The sequence below is a fragment of the Streptomyces sp. NPDC060002 genome (assembly GCF_042737245.1).
GTDB lineage: Bacteria > Actinomycetota > Actinomycetes > Streptomycetales > Streptomycetaceae > Streptomyces.
Genome location: NZ_JBHWUW010000068.1, coordinates 26,681 through 40,243 on the forward strand (window position 1 = coordinate 26,681; position 13,563 = coordinate 40,243).

General features: G+C 70.7%; 11 protein-coding genes, 1 tRNA gene and 1 pseudogene. 6 read left to right on the forward strand and 7 right to left on the reverse strand.

Annotated elements, in window-relative coordinates; genetic code table 11:
- Positions 1 to 30 precede the first annotated feature (30 nt).
- From ACFWBD_RS36515 to ACFWBD_RS36535, 5 genes and pseudogenes are all read left to right on the forward strand, one after another.
- A complete protein-coding gene (locus tag ACFWBD_RS36515; protein WP_385676816.1) occupies positions 31 to 1,011 on the forward strand; it encodes a carbohydrate ABC transporter permease in 981 nt (326 codons plus the stop codon).
- The gene (locus tag ACFWBD_RS36520) at positions 1,008 to 1,892 is read left to right on the forward strand and encodes a carbohydrate ABC transporter permease (protein ID WP_385676819.1); all 885 of its coding nucleotides are present in this window, start codon (positions 1,008 to 1,010) and stop codon (positions 1,890 to 1,892) included. The genes ACFWBD_RS36515 and ACFWBD_RS36520 overlap by 4 nt, the downstream gene beginning before the upstream one ends.
- A 27-nt stretch (positions 1,893 to 1,919) precedes the next feature.
- The gene (locus ACFWBD_RS36525) at positions 1,920 to 3,236 is read left to right on the forward strand and encodes a glycoside hydrolase family 36 protein (protein WP_385676822.1); all 1,317 of its coding nucleotides are present in this window, start codon (positions 1,920 to 1,922) and stop codon (positions 3,234 to 3,236) included.
- Complete coding sequence (locus ACFWBD_RS36530; protein WP_385676827.1) at positions 3,233 to 5,251, forward strand: beta-galactosidase; 2,019 nt, start codon at positions 3,233 to 3,235, stop codon at positions 5,249 to 5,251. The genes ACFWBD_RS36525 and ACFWBD_RS36530 overlap by 4 nt, the downstream gene beginning before the upstream one ends.
- A gap of 48 nt (positions 5,252 to 5,299) precedes the next feature.
- Positions 5,300 to 5,548, forward strand: a pseudogene (locus tag ACFWBD_RS36535) (PIN domain-containing protein); the annotation flags it as partial.
- An 86-nt stretch (positions 5,549 to 5,634) separates the two neighbouring features.
- Here ACFWBD_RS36535 and ACFWBD_RS36540 read toward each other — a convergent pair.
- From ACFWBD_RS36540 to ACFWBD_RS36555, 4 genes are all read right to left on the reverse strand, one after another.
- The gene (locus ACFWBD_RS36540; protein ID WP_385676831.1) at positions 5,635 to 7,065 is read right to left on the reverse strand and encodes a GH1 family beta-glucosidase; all 1,431 of its coding nucleotides are present in this window, start codon (positions 7,063 to 7,065) and stop codon (positions 5,635 to 5,637) included.
- Positions 7,066 to 7,216: 151 nt separating this feature from the next.
- Positions 7,217 to 8,134, reverse strand: a complete 918-nt coding sequence (locus ACFWBD_RS36545) for a carbohydrate ABC transporter permease (RefSeq protein ID WP_385676834.1) — start codon at positions 8,132 to 8,134, stop codon at positions 7,217 to 7,219.
- Between the two features lie 11 nt (positions 8,135 to 8,145).
- A complete protein-coding gene (locus ACFWBD_RS36550; protein ID WP_385676851.1) occupies positions 8,146 to 9,156 on the reverse strand; it encodes a carbohydrate ABC transporter permease in 1,011 nt (336 codons plus the stop codon).
- 5 nt (positions 9,157 to 9,161) lie between these two features.
- Positions 9,162 to 10,490, reverse strand: a complete 1,329-nt coding sequence (locus ACFWBD_RS36555) for an ABC transporter substrate-binding protein (RefSeq protein ID WP_385676838.1) — start codon at positions 10,488 to 10,490, stop codon at positions 9,162 to 9,164.
- Between the two features lie 451 nt (positions 10,491 to 10,941).
- On the opposite strand from ACFWBD_RS36555, the gene ACFWBD_RS36560 reads away from it, so the two are divergent.
- On the forward strand, positions 10,942 to 11,997 hold the full coding sequence (locus tag ACFWBD_RS36560) for a LacI family DNA-binding transcriptional regulator (RefSeq protein WP_385676841.1): 1,056 nt from the start codon (positions 10,942 to 10,944) through the stop codon (positions 11,995 to 11,997).
- Positions 11,998 to 12,055: 58 nt separating this feature from the next.
- Here the strand turns inward: ACFWBD_RS36560 and ACFWBD_RS36565 are convergent, their stop codons facing one another.
- The 3 genes from ACFWBD_RS36565 to orn all read right to left on the reverse strand — a co-directional run bounded on the left by ACFWBD_RS36565 (position 12,056) and on the right by orn (position 13,406).
- Positions 12,056 to 12,568: a GNAT family N-acetyltransferase gene (locus ACFWBD_RS36565; protein ID WP_385676844.1), complete on the reverse strand. Its 513-nt coding sequence runs from the start codon at positions 12,566 to 12,568 to the stop codon at positions 12,056 to 12,058.
- Between the two features lie 66 nt (positions 12,569 to 12,634).
- A tRNA-His gene (locus ACFWBD_RS36570) sits at positions 12,635 to 12,707 on the reverse strand.
- A gap of 96 nt (positions 12,708 to 12,803) precedes the next feature.
- Positions 12,804 to 13,406, reverse strand: a complete 603-nt coding sequence (gene orn / locus ACFWBD_RS36575) for an oligoribonuclease (RefSeq protein ID WP_385676848.1) — start codon at positions 13,404 to 13,406, stop codon at positions 12,804 to 12,806.
- Between the last annotated feature and the right edge of the window lie 157 nt (positions 13,407 to 13,563).

Below are 13,563 nucleotides of genomic sequence, written 5' to 3' on the forward strand. Positions count from 1 at the left end.
GCTCGAGCCGAGGCGGATGAGCACCGACACATGAGCTCCGAAACGACCACGAAGCACCCGGAGGCGGCCGCCGTGCCGCCTCCGGGCACCGCGACCCCGAAGAAGCGGGCTCCGCAGGGCCACCGGCGCCTGCTGACCCGCCGCGACCGGCTCACGCTCGGCCTGATGGCGGGCGTGCCGACGATCCTGCACGTGGCCCTCGTCTGGGTCACCGCCCTCGCCTCCGTCGCCCTGGCCTTCACCACCTGGGACGGCATCGGCTTCGGCTCGATCAGGTGGGTGGGGCTGGACAACTTCAAGGAGCTGTTCAGCAACAACCCGCAGTTCTGGCCCGCCGTCCAGCACAACGTCATCTGGTTCGTCGTGCTCATCCTGATCCCGACCCCGTTCGGGCTCTTCCTGGCGGTCCAGCTCGACAAGAGGATCCGGTTCAGCCGGGTCTACCAGACGGCCTTCTTCCTGCCGGTCGTGGTCTCCATGGCCGTCATCGGCTTCGTCTGGCAGCTGGTCTACAACCCGGACACGGGACTGATCAACAGCCTGATCGGCGCCAACGAACCGGGCCACTACATCGACTGGATCGGCGACCCGGACCTCAACCTCTGGGCCATCCTCATCGCCGCCTCCTGGCGGCACGCCGGCTACATGATGATCCTCTACCTGGCCGGTCTGAAGAGCGTCGACCCGGCCCTGCGCGAGGCGTCCGCACTGGACGGCGCGAACGAGTGGCAGACGTTCAAGAACGTCGTCTTCCCGACCCTGCGGCCCACCAACACCGTCGTCCTCGTGGTGACGATCATCGAGGCGCTGCGCGCCTTCGACCTGGTCTTCGTCTTCAACAAGGGCGCCCAGGGGACCGAACTGCTGTCGATCCTGGTCACCAACAACATCATCGGCGAGTCCAGCCGCATCGGATACGGATCGGCGATCGCCGTCGTCCTGCTGGTGATCTCCCTCGCCGTGATCATCCCGTACCTGATCGCGACCTTCCGGAAGGAGCGGCGAGCATGAGTGCGACCCTCGCGTCCAAGCAGCGCGCCCCCGTCCGCCCCGCCCGGATCCTGCTGCACACGTTCCTCGTCGTGACGTCCCTGGCCTGGCTGGCGCCCCTGCTGTGGGCCCTGTTCGCGGCCCTGCGCCCCTACGCGGAGACCAGCGAGAAGGGCTACGTCTCCTGGCCCGACAAGCTCAGCCTCGACAACTTCACCGACGCGTTCCAGCAGTCGGACATGCTGCACTACTTCGGGAACACGCTGCTGATCGCGGTCCCGGCCGTGCTCCTGACCCTGTTCCTGTCGTCGTGCGTGGCGTTCTACGTCAGCCGCTTCGACTTCCGGGTCAACCTGTTCCTGCTCCTGGTGTTCACGGCCGGCAACCTGCTTCCGCAGCAGGTGATCATCACCCCGCTGTACCGCCTGTACCTCCTGGTCGACCTGCCGGGCATCACGGTCAGCGGCAAGCTCTACGACTCCGCGCTCGGCCTGGTCCTGATCCATGTGGCGTTCCAGTCCGGCTTCTGCGCCTTCGTGCTGAGCAACTACATGCGCTCGCTGCCGCACGAACTGACCGAGGCCGCGCTGGTCGACGGGGCGTCCGTCTGGCGGCTGTACTGGCAGATCGTGCTGCCGCTGTGCAAGCCCGCGATGGCGGCCCTGGCGACCCTGCTCTCCATCTGGATCTACAACGACTTCTTCTGGGCGATCGTGCTGATCTCGACCGGTGAGAACATGCCGATCACCTCCGCCCTGAACAACCTCTCCGGCCAGTACTTCACCGATCCCAACCTGGTCGCCGCCGGCGCCCTGCTCACCGCGATCCCCACGCTGATCGTGTACTTCGTGCTCCAGCGCCAGTTCGTCAGCGGCCTGACCCTGGGCGCCAACAAGGGCTGAGCCCCTTCCTTTCCGAAAGAGACCCCCGTGCACCACCCCTTCACCCCGGTGGCCGCCGTCCCCGTGGACCCGCGTCGTGCCCGCGTCCACGAGGAGGGCTGGCAGTCCTGGAGCCCGAGCGGCACCTACACGCTCCGCGACACCCCGTACCGTCCGACCAACGACAACTGGGCGACCGTCTGCTACCGCCCCGGGACCACCGTCCCCGCGGCAGCCTTCCAGGGGGAGGGGCTGCTGGCCCTCGACCCCGGCGACGGCTCACCGGTACGGCTGTGGGCGGCGCCGGACCCGGCGCGGAAGGTGCCGTCCATCCGGCTCACCCTGGCCGGATCCGTGGCGGAGATCAGCGCCGACGGCCCGGTGAAGGAGTACACGGGCACCGGCGTCCAGGCGCTCCTGTCCGACTGGGCGGCCGGGCTCGGCCTCGCGGCCCCGCGCCCCGCGCCGACCGTCTGGTGCTCCTGGTACGAGTACTTCACCTCCGTCACCGAGGACGACATCCACGAGAACCTCCGCGCGATGGACACCCTCGACCTGCCCGTCGACGTCGTCCAGATCGACGACGGCTACCAGCGCGCCCTGGGTGACTGGCTCGTCCTCTCGGGCCGCTTCCGCTCCCGGTCCGGCATCGCGGACGCCATCCGCGCCCGGGGCCGCCGCGCGGGCATCTGGACGGCGCCCTTCCTGGTCGACCCCAGCAGCGAACTGGCCGCCCGGCACCCCGAGTGGCTGGTCCGCTCCGCCGACGGCGGCTTCGCGCACGCCGGCCACAACTGGGGCCACGACCTGCGGGTCCTGGACACCACCCACCCCGAGGCGGCGGCCTACCTGACGGACGTCTTCCGCACGCTGCGGGCCGAGGGCTACGACTACTTCAAGGTCGACTTCCTGTACGCGGGCGCGCTGGACGGCGTACGGCACGACGACACGGCGGACGCGCTGACGGCGTACCGCTCGGGCGTCGAGCTGATCCGTGCGGCGATCGGCCCGGACGCCTACCTGCTGGGCTGCGGCGCGCCGATCCTGCCCTCGCTCGGCCTCTTCGACGCGATGCGGGTCAGCCCGGACACGGCCCCGCACCGCCGCCCCGAGGCCGACGACTACAGCCAGCCCGGCCAGGACCCGGCCGAGTTCACCGGCGCCGGCCGCCAGTGGCAGCACGGCCGGCTCTGGACCAACGACCCCGACTGCCTGATGGCCCGTCCCGCGGTGGAGACCCGGGAGCGGTGGGCCGCGCACGTGGAGGCGACGGGCGGCCTGATGGCGTCCAGCGACCGGCTCCTGTCGCTCGACATCTGGGGCGTGGACACCACCCGCCGGCTGCTGTCGGGAGGCGGCCGATGACGCGTCGCGTGCTGGACGTCCCCGGAATCGCCTACGGCGGCGACTACAACCCCGAGCAGTGGCCGCAGGAGGTCTGGGCCGAGGACATGCGCCTCATGACCGAGGCCGGGGTCACCATGGTCAGCGTCAACATCTTCTCCTGGGCGCTGCTGGAACCCGCCGAGGGCGTGTACGACTTCTCGCGCCTCGACCGCGTCCTGGACATGCTCTACGCCCACGGCATCGCCGCCGACCTGGCCACCCCGACGGCCGCCCCGCCGGCCTGGTTCTTCCGGGCCCACCCCGAGGCGCTGCCGGTGGACCGGGACGGCCGGCGACTGTCGTACGGCAGCCGTCAGACGTTCTGCCCGAGCAGCCCCGCCTACCGGGAGGCCGCGCTGCGGATCGCCCGCGCGCTGGGCGAGCGGTACGCGGACCACCCGGCGGTGGTCATGTGGCACGTCCACAACGAGTACGGCTGCCACAACGCGGAGTGCTTCTGCGACACGAGCGCGGCGGCGTTCCGGGACTGGCTGCGCCACCGGTACGGCGACGACCTCGCCGCGCTGAACGACGCCTGGGGCACCGCCTTCTGGAGCCAGTGGTACTACGACTGGGACGAGATCCTGCCGCCCCGCGCGACCGGCGCCGTCCCGAACCCCACCCACCGGCTGGACTGGCGGCGCTTCTCCAGCGACGCGCTGCTGTCCCTGTGCACGGCGGAGCGGGAGGTGCTGGCGGAAGCCGCCCCGGCGGTGCCCGCGACCACCAACTTCATGGTGATGTACAACTTCGACGCGCTGGACTACTGGCGCTGGGCACCGCGACTGGACATCGTCTCGAACGACCACTACCTGCGTTCCACGGACCCCGAGTCGGAGATCGACATCGCGATGAGCGGCGATCTGGTGCGCTCGCTCGCGGGCGGCCGGCCGTGGCTGCTGATGGAGCACTCGACGGGCGCCGTGAACTGGCAGCAGGTCAACCGGGCCAAGAACGCGGGGGAGTTGCGCCGCAACGCCCTGGCACACGTGGCCCGCGGCGCCGACGGCATCGCCTACTTCCAGTGGCGGGCGGCGAAGGCGGGCGCCGAGCAGTGGCACTCGGCGATGCTCCCGCACGCGGGCACCGACAGCGTCATCTGGCGGGACGTCGTCCGGCTCGGCGCGGATCTGCGGGCGTTGGCGGAGGTGCGCGGCAGCACGGGCACGGCCGAGACGGCGATCGTCTGGGACTGGGACGCGAAGTGGGCGCTGGAACTGCCCTCCCAGCCGAGCGAGTCGGTCCGCCAGCTGGAGCTGGTCCGCGCCTGGTACGAGCCGCTGTGGCGGGCGGGCGTCGCCGTGGACTTCGTCCGTCTGGACGCGGACCTGTCGGCGTACCGCCTGCTCCTGGCACCGAGCCTGTACCTCGTCGACGACGCGGGCGCGGCGAACCTGACCGCTTTCACCGAGCGGGGCGGCACGCTGGCCGTCGGCTTCCACAGCGGGGCGGTGGACGAGAACTGCCATGTACGGCTGGGCGGTTACCCGGGCGCGTTCCGCGAGGCGCTCGGCGTCCGCACGGACGAACTGTTCCCGTTGCCGGCACAGGAGCGGGTCGGCCTGGACTCCGGCGGCACGGGCTCGCTCTGGTCGGAGCGGGTCCACCTGGCCGGAGCCCTGGCGGTGACCTCGTACACGGACGGCGCTCTGGCGGGCGTCCCGGCGGTGACGCGGCACGGCTACGGCACGGGCACCGCCTGGTACCTGGCCACGCTCCCCGACCCGGACACGCTGGCGGCGCTGCTGGAGCACGTCCGGGAGGAGGCGGGGGTGCGGCCGGTGCTGGAGGACCTGCCCGCGGGCGTGGAGGCGGTCCGGCGCCGGGGCCCCGCGGCCGACTACGTCTTCCTCATCGACCACGCCGGCCAGGGCGCGAAGGTCACCGTGTCCGCCGACGCGGTGGAACTCCTCACCGGAAAGCCGGTGCCGGACGGCCGGGTCCCGGTCCCCCCGGGCGGAGTCGCGGTCGTACGGGAACCACGGGAGGCGTAACCACGCCGGGCCCGGTCCGGGCGGGGGAATCGCTGAGGGAGCGAGCCGGTCCAGGACCTGGACGCGTTGTTCGGCTGGACGCCCCTGGACGAACGGGCCGTCACCCGCGCCCGGGACGTGCAGCGGGAACTCACCGAGAAGGGGCGGCACCGTTCCGCGGGCGCCGTGGACCTGCTCGTCGCCGCCACGGCCGAACTCCAGGGGCTGACCATGCTGCATTACGACAACGACTTCGAGACGATCGCCTCGGTCACCGGGCAGCCGACCCAGCGGCTGGCGGCAGCGGGCAGCCGCTGACCGGCCGGAGTCGACCAGTTGTCCAGGTGCCAAGCGGGGCGCGGCACGCCCCCTCCGCGTGCCGCGCCCTCTCCCCGCTCCCCGGGTCAGGTGGTCTCGGTCGGCGCCAGGGTGCCCGTGCGGGCCGCCTGGCCGTACCACAGCGCGCTCGACTTCGGTGTGCGGGTCAGCGTCGCGTAGTCCACGTAGACCGCGCCGAACCGCTTCTCGTAGCCGTACGCCCACTCGAAGTTGTCGAGGAGCGACCAGAGGTAGTAGCCCCGCACGTCCGCGCCGTCCGCGATCGCCCGCCGGACCGCCGAGAGGTGGCCGTGCAGGTAGGCGATGCGCTCCGGGTCGTGGACGCGGCCGTCCGAGTCGGGCTTGTCGTCGTAGGCCGCGCCGTTCTCCGTGATGTAGAGGGGCAGGCCCGGCGCCTCCGCCGTGTAGCGCATGATCAGCTCGTGCAGGCCGGTCGGGTCGATGGACCAGCCCATCTCCGTGCGGTCACCCGGGGTCAGGTGGAAGGCCACGTCGTCCGCGCCCGGCCACGGCGTGTGGTCGCTCGCGCCGTGACCGTCCGAGCGGGGGCCGCGCACCGACGCGTCCGCCGCCGAGACCAGCGTGGGCGTGTAGTAGTTCAGGCCCAGCGCGTCCAGCGGCTGGTGGATGGCGCGCAGATCGCCGTCGAGGACGTACGACCAGTCCGTCAGCGACGAGGTCGCCGTGAGCAGCGTCTCCGGGTAGGCGCCCCGCAGGATCGGGCCGTGGAAGACCCCGTTGGCCAGGTCGTCGATCTTCTGGACCGCGGCCAGGTCCGCCGGGTCGCCCGGGGAGAGCGGGCGCACCACCGAGGAGTTGAGACTGATCGCCACCGAGTTGCGGGCCGGCATGGCCGAGCGCAGCGCCGACGTGCCCAGCCCGTGGGCCAGGTTCAGGTGGTGCGCCGCCTTCAGCGATGCCACCGGCTCGGTGCGGCCCGGCGCGTGCACCCCGGACGCGTAGCCCAGGAAGGCGCTGCACCACGGCTCGTTGAGCGTGATCCAGTTCTCCACACGGTCGCCGAGCGCCTCACCGACGATCTGCGCGTACTCGGCGAACCGGAGCGCCGTGTCCCGCTCCGGCCAGCCGCCCGCGTCCTCCAGCTCCTGGGGGAGGTCCCAGTGGTAGAGGGTGACGGCCGGCTTGATGCCCGCCGCCAGCAGCTCGTCCACCAGACGGCGGTAGAAGTCCAGGCCCACCTGCACCGCGGGGCCCCGGCCGGTCGGCTGGACCCGGGACCAGGAGACGGAGAAGCGGTACGCGGACAGGCCCAGCTCCGCCATCAGCGCCACGTCGTCGCGGTAGCGGTGGTAGTGGTCGACAGCGATGTCACCGGTTTCGCCACCGGCCGTCTTGCCGGGCGTATGGCTGAAGGTGTCCCAGATCGAGGGGGTGCGGCCGCCCTCGCGCACCGCCCCCTCGATCTGGTACGCGGAGGTCGCGGCACCCCAGAGGAAGGCGGGCGGGAAGGTCACCGGAGTAATGGGCTCAGGCATGGAAGCGCTCCCATGGGTGGTCGTCGAGACCGACGAGGTCGGGGGGAAGTGGTGCGCAGGGGCCGGGGCGGCGGTGACCCGGCCCCCGAGAAGTCACGGACTGACGGACGGGAGGGCGTCGTAACGCGTCGTACGGAGTCGTGCCGCGTGCTCAGCCCTTCACGGCGCCCTGCATGATGCCGCCCACGATCTGCTTGCCGAAGACCGCGAAGACCAGCAGCAGCGGCAGCGTGCCCAGCAGCGCGCCCGCCATGATCAGGGACTGGTCCGGGGTGTACCCGCGGCCGAGGCCCGCGACCGCGACCTGCACGGTCGGGTTGCCGGTCTGGCTCAGCACCAGGAACGGCCACAGGAAGTCGTTCCACGTCTGGACGAACATCAGCATGCCGAGCACCGCCATCGCCGGGCGCGCCGCGGGGAACACCACGTGCCACACCACGCGCCAGCTGCTCGCGCCGTCCACCCGGGCCGCCTCGATGATCTCGTCGGGCAGCGCCTGGATGAGGTACTGCCGCATGAAGAACACACCGAACGCGCTCACCAGCGACGGCAGGATCACCGCCTGGAGCTGGTCCGTCCACTCCAGCTTGGCGACCATCATGTACAGCGGGATGATGCTCAGCTGCGGCGGCACCATCATCGTGCCGATCACGATCAGCATCAGCGCGCCCCGGCCCCGGAACCGGAGCTTGGCGAAGGCGAACCCGGCGATCGTCGACAGGAAGACGATCGTCGCCGCCGAAGTCCCCGCCACGATCGTCGTGTTGACGAACGCCTTGCCCAGGTTCGCGTCGTTCCAGGCCACGTCCAGGTTGTGGAAGAGGTTCGAGCCGAACACGAACGGGGGCGGGTTCTGCGCCAGCCGGTTGTTGTCGCGGGACGCCGCGATCGCCGTCCACACCAGCGGAAACAGCGAAACGATGGTGAACACGCCCAGGACTATGTAGGCGATCGGGCCGCCGTGCATCTGCCCGCCGGCCCGCGCGGACTTCGGCCGCCGCACCTTGCGGGCCGTCGGCACGGCATCCTCGGATTCCACGGACTTCGCGGTCGTTGTCGTCGTCGTCACGGCCGGTACTCCTAACTACTGGCGCGCAGCCGGCGCGAGATGACGTAGTTGACGATGCCGATCACGATCAGGATCAGGAACATCGTCCAGGCGATCGCCGAGGCCCGGCCCAGGTGCTGGTTCACCCAGCCCTGCTCGTACAGGTACAGGCCCAGCGTCTGGAACTGGTGCTCCGCGCCGCCCGACGCGCCCTTGTTGGCGTCGAACAGCAGCGGTTCGCCGAAGACCTGACTGGCGCCGATCGTCGAGACGACGACCGTGAACAGGATCGTCGGCCGCAGCGACGGCAGGGTGACGTGCAGGAACTGCTTCCAGCGGCTCGCGCCGTCCAGCGCAGCCGACTCGTACAGGTCCTGCGGGATCGCCTGCATCGCGGCCAGGTAGATCAGCGCGTTGTAGCCCGTCCACCGCCAGATGACGATCGACGAGACGGCGATCTGCGACGGCCACTTGTCGTTCTGCCAGTCGATCGCGTCGATCCCGACGAAGTGCAGCGCCCAGTTGATCATGCCGTAGTCGCGCCCGAAGAGCAGCACGAAGACCAGCGAGGCGGCCGCGATCGAGGTCGCGTACGGCGCGAGCATCGCGACCCGGTAGAAGGTCGAGGCGCGCAGCTTGTAGTTGAGGATGTGGGCGAGGCCCATCGCCATCAGCAGCTGCGGAACGGTCGAGATGATCCCGATCGTCAGGGTGTTCTTCGCCGCGTTCCAGAAGAAGTCGTCGTCGAAGATGCGCGTGTAGTTGCGCATCCCCACCCACGTCATGTCGGTGGGCGCTGTCATCTCCACCTGGTGCAGCGACGCCCAGCCGGTGTAGACCAGCGGGAACAGGCCGAACGCGAGGAACAGCAGGAAGAACGGCGAGACGAAGGCGTACGGGCTCCAGCGTTTGTCCCGCTGCCAGCGGCGGGACAGCCGGGCCCGGTGCCGCTGCTCCGCCTCCGTGGGAACGAGGGCCGGGCGGCCCGGGGCCGCGCCCCCCTCCTTGGTGGGGGGCGCGGCGGTGTCGTGACGGGTGGCCATTCGGGTCACTTGTCCAGGTTGTTGTCGATGGTCTTGGTGGCCGTCTCCCAGGCCTCCGCCGCCGACTTGCCCTTCGTCACGAGGATGACGCCGTTGTCGGTCAGGCCCTGCTGGATGATCTGGTCCTTCGGGCCGATCACCTGCACCGGCGCGGTCTTGGCGGCCTCGGAGAAGACCGTGCCGATCGGCGAGTCACCGGTCATGTCGTTCTTCGCACCGGTGACCTCGGCCATCGTGTACGTGCTCGGCGCGCTGGGGAAGGAGCCCTGCACCTTGAACAGCTTCGCCTGCTGCTCGGGCGCGGTCAGCCAGGTGATGAACGCCTCGGCCTCCTTCACGTGCTTGCCGCTCTTCGGGACGCCCAGGAAGGAGCCGCCCCAGTTGCCGGACTTGGGTGCGACGGCCACGTCCCACTTGCCGGCGTCCTCGGCCTTCGCCTTGCCCTTGATGGTGCCGAGCATCCACGGCGGGCAGGCGATGGTGGCGAACTTGCTGTTGGCGATCGTGGTGTCCCAGGCCGCCTGGAACTGCGTCTGGGCCTGGACCAGGCCCTCCTCGGCTGCCTTCGCGGTCAGGTCGAAGGCGGCCTTCACGGCCGGGTTCGTCTTGTAGGTGATCTCGCCGGAGGAGTCGTAGAACTTCTCCTTCTCACTGCTGAGGATGGCGTTGATCAGGCCACCGGGGGAGTCCATGAAGAAGGTGCCCGCCTTGGCCTTCGCCTTGTACCGCTCACCCGTGGTGATGAACTTGTTCCAGTCACCGGCCCACAGCTTGCCGACCTCGGTGCGGTCGGTGGGCAGACCGGCCGCCTCGAAGAGGTCCTTGCGGTAGCAGAGGGCCATCGGGCCGATGTCGGTGCCGAGACCGATCGTCTGTCCGTCCTTGGTGGTGCCCTGCGACCACTTCCAGTCGAGCCAGTTGCTCTTGTCGACGCCCGAGACCTTCGACAGGTCCTCGAACTTGGCCGCCTGCGTGGCCACGACCTCGGCGATGTTGCCGACTTCGATGGCCTGGACGTCCATCAGACCGCTGTTGGTGGTGAGATGGTTGACGAGCGCCGGGTAGTAGTTCTCGTTCCGCTCCGTGACGTTCTCGGCGATCTTGATGTCGGGGTGAAGCTTCTCGTACTCGGCGTAGAGACCGGCCTCCTTGAAGCCCATCGTGCCGAAAAGACCCAGCGTGATCGTCGTCTTGCCCTTGCCACTGCCCGACGACGAGCCGTCGGATGCGTCGTCGCCGCCGTCGTCGGCACAGCCGGCCAGCAGCCCGGCGCCCAGCGACGCTACGGCCGCGAGGACCACCACCCGGCGGGTGGTTCGGGTACGTGCTCGCATTGCGTCCTCCTGTTGCCCTGACGTGCCGACCCCCCGGCCAACTGCATTGTTGGGCCCGTTAGTTACTCGCTGCGGCTCGGGCGGGGAACGTGCGGGATATGTATGTGTCAGGTACCGTGGGAGCGCTCCCACAGGTGATGTGTTGAAGAGTCGTCGGTTCGGGCGGGGGTGTCAAGGGTGGGAACGCGGAGAGATGCGTTCAGTTATCGGCCCGTTAGCTAACTCGAGGGGACAGCGCTTTCCGGCCGCGAGCGGCGACGCTCCGGCCGTCCGGGGTCCGGGAGTTGGGCGCCTTCGGCGTCCCGGGGCGAGGCCCGTCCGGCGGCCGGGGACAAGGTCCCCGCGGGCCGAAGCGGGCCTCCGGGGACGGCGGCCGTCGGCGAAGGTGGGCGGAACGGACGAGGCTGTTAGATTCCAGGCCAGCGTGAACGACGGCGGGAAGGCGGGGCCCATGGCAAGCCACGGAGCGCGGAGCCGGAGCGGAGGGCGGCCGACTCTCGAAGAGGTGGCCGCGCGCGCCGGTGTCGGCCGCGGCACGGTCTCCCGGGTGATCAACGGCTCGCCGAGGGTCAGTGACGCGACCCGCGCGGCCGTCGAGGCGGCCGTCGCCGAGCTCGGCTACGTCCCCAACACCGCGGCCCGCGCCCTGGCCGCCAACCGCACGGACGCGATCGCGCTGGTGGTCCCCGAGCCGGAGACCCGCTTCTTCGCCGAGCCGTACTTCTCGGACATGCTGCGCGGCGTCGGCGCGGAACTCTCCGACACCGAGATGCAGCTGCTGCTGATCTTCGCGGGTAGCGATCGCGAACGACGCCGGCTCGCCCAGTACCTGGCGGCGCACCGCGTCGACGGGGTTCTCCTGGTCTCGGTCCACGCGGACGACCCGCTGCCCGATCTGCTGGCCCAGCTGGAGATCCCGGCGGTGATCAGCGGCCCGCGCTCCGCCGCGGAGACCCTCCCGTCCGTGGACTCCGACAACTACGGCGGCGCCCGCTCGGCGGTGGATCACCTGCTCTCCCGGGGCCGCACCCGCATCGCCCACATCACCGGCCGCCCGGACGTCTACGGCGCCCAGCGGCGCGTCGACGGCTACCGGGACGCCCTGCGCGACGCGGGGTACCCGGCGGACGAGGGCCTGATCGCTCCGGGCGACTTCACCGAGGAGGGCGGGCATCGCGCCATGGGCGAGCTCCTCGCCCGCAACCCCACCCTCGACGCGGTCTTCGCGGGCTCCGACGTCATGGCGGCCGGTGCCCGCCGGGCACTGCGCGAGGCGGGCCGCCGCCTCCCCGAGGACGTGGCGATGGTCGGCTACGACGACTCGGCGATCGCCCGGCACATGGACCCGCCGCTGACGAGCGTCCGCCAGCCCATCGAGGAGATGGGCCGCAAGATGCTGGACCTGCTCCTCACGGAGATCGCGGACCGCCGTCCCGCGGTGTCCCGGGGCCTGGAGCGCCGGCAGGTCGTGCTGGCGACGGAGCTGGTGGGGCGCTCCTCCTCCTGAGGGTGGCGCTCCTGAGCGTGGTGCTCCTGAGGGTGGTGCTCCTGAGGGTGGCGCGGATTCACGGAGCGACGACCAGTCGCCACCGCACCTCGCCGTCCTGCCGCTCCGCGGTGACCGACAGCCCGGCGGAACGGGCCACGGCCGCGGACGCGTGGTGGTCGGGGCGGATGTGGGCGACGATCGTGCGCACGCCCTGTGCCCGCAGCCGGCCGACGAGTCCCGCGGCCGCCTCGGAGGCGAGGCCGCGGCCCTGCCAGGGGGTGCCGACGACCCAGGCGATCTCGGCGTGGTCCCGCCCGGTCACGGTGGCCTGGACGGTCCCGGCCAGCCGGCCGGTGTCCCGCAGCCGCAGCACCCAGTTGCACCAGGAGACGGACGGAACCGGCGAACCGGCGCCGAGCCGTTCGTAGCGGGCGTGCAGGGCCTCGGGTGTGCCGGGGGCGCCGCCGATGAAGGTGTGCAACGCGGGATCGCCGAGGACGACGGCCATCTCCGGCGCGTGTTCGGCGCGCAGGGGAAGAAGGTCGAGCCGGGCGGTCGCGAACGGCTCGGCGGGGACTCTCGGGCGCATGACCCCTCCCGGGAAACACATCAGCCGGTGACCTCCCTCTCGGGAAGTCACCGGCTGATGACTCAGGGTGAGTGACGGGACTTGAACCCGCGGCATCCTGGACCACAACCAGGTGCTCTACCAGCTGAGCTACACCCACCACGCCCGGCAGTTGGACTTTGCGGTCTCCCTACCGGCCGAGAAAAAGTGTACAGGGTCCGAGGGGGTGCTCGCGCACGCCTTTTACGGGGCCCCGTCAGCTGCTGGACACGACGTGCTTCGCGGCGATGGTCCGGGCGGTGTCGGAGTCCGGCCCGGGCTGCGGCACGAACACGGCCTCGCGGTAGTAACGCAGTTCCGCGATGGACTCGCGGATGTCGGCGAGGGCGCGGTGGTTGCCGTTCTTCGGGGGGCTGTTGAAGTACGCCCGCGGGTACCAGCGCCGGGCGAGCTCCTTGATCGACGACACGTCGACGATCCGGTAGTGGAGGTAGCCCTCCAGGGCGGTCATGTCCCGCGCCAGGAAGCCCCGGTCCGTGCCGACGGAGTTGCCGCACAGCGGCGCCTTGCCCGGCTCCTTCACGTGCTCCCGCACATAGGCCAGCACCTGGGCCTCGGCCTCCGCGAGGGTCGTCCCGCCTGCCAGCTCGTCGAGCAGCCCGGATGCGGTGTGCATCTCGCGCACCACCTCCGGCATCGTCTCCAGTGCCCGGGCCGGCGGGCGGATGACGATGTCGACGCCGTCGCCGAGCACGTTCAGCTCGGAGTCGGTGACGAGGGCGGCTACCTCGATGAGAGCGTCGTCCGACAGCGAGAGGCCGGTCATCTCGCAGTCGATCCACACCATGCGATCGTTCATGCGACCACCCTAAAGCTGACGTCGGCTTTTGCGGTGCCCCGCGTGGACGCTCTCGTGCGCGAGCGCCGGGCGGGCTGGTGGGGCCCACCCGCCCCAGGGAGGTTGCCGACCCCCCCCAGGGGCCCCAGCGCAGCCCCCGCCGAAAACCCCCCCAGGG

What these genes read in the sequence shown, in the direction of transcription:
- ACFWBD_RS36565 (WP_385676844.1), bottom strand. Translation starts at nt 12,568, where the DNA reads ATGCGCCCGAGAGTCCCCGCCGAGCCGTTCGCGACCGCCCGGCTCGAC.
- ACFWBD_RS36540 (WP_385676831.1), bottom strand. Translation starts at nt 7,065, where the DNA reads ATGCCTGAGCCCATTACTCCGGTGACCTTCCCGCCCGCCTTCCTCTGG.
- ACFWBD_RS36555 (WP_385676838.1), bottom strand. Translation starts at nt 10,490, where the DNA reads ATGCGAGCACGTACCCGAACCACCCGCCGGGTGGTGGTCCTCGCGGCC.
- ACFWBD_RS36520 (WP_385676819.1), top strand. Translation starts at nt 1,008, where the DNA reads ATGAGTGCGACCCTCGCGTCCAAGCAGCGCGCCCCCGTCCGCCCCGCC.
- orn (WP_385676848.1), bottom strand. Translation starts at nt 13,406, where the DNA reads ATGAACGATCGCATGGTGTGGATCGACTGCGAGATGACCGGCCTCTCG.
- ACFWBD_RS36560 (WP_385676841.1), top strand. Translation starts at nt 10,942, where the DNA reads ATGGCAAGCCACGGAGCGCGGAGCCGGAGCGGAGGGCGGCCGACTCTC.
- ACFWBD_RS36515 (WP_385676816.1), top strand. Translation starts at nt 31, where the DNA reads ATGAGCTCCGAAACGACCACGAAGCACCCGGAGGCGGCCGCCGTGCCG.
- ACFWBD_RS36530 (WP_385676827.1), top strand. Translation starts at nt 3,233, where the DNA reads ATGACGCGTCGCGTGCTGGACGTCCCCGGAATCGCCTACGGCGGCGAC.
- ACFWBD_RS36550 (WP_385676851.1), bottom strand. Translation starts at nt 9,156, where the DNA reads ATGGCCACCCGTCACGACACCGCCGCGCCCCCCACCAAGGAGGGGGGC.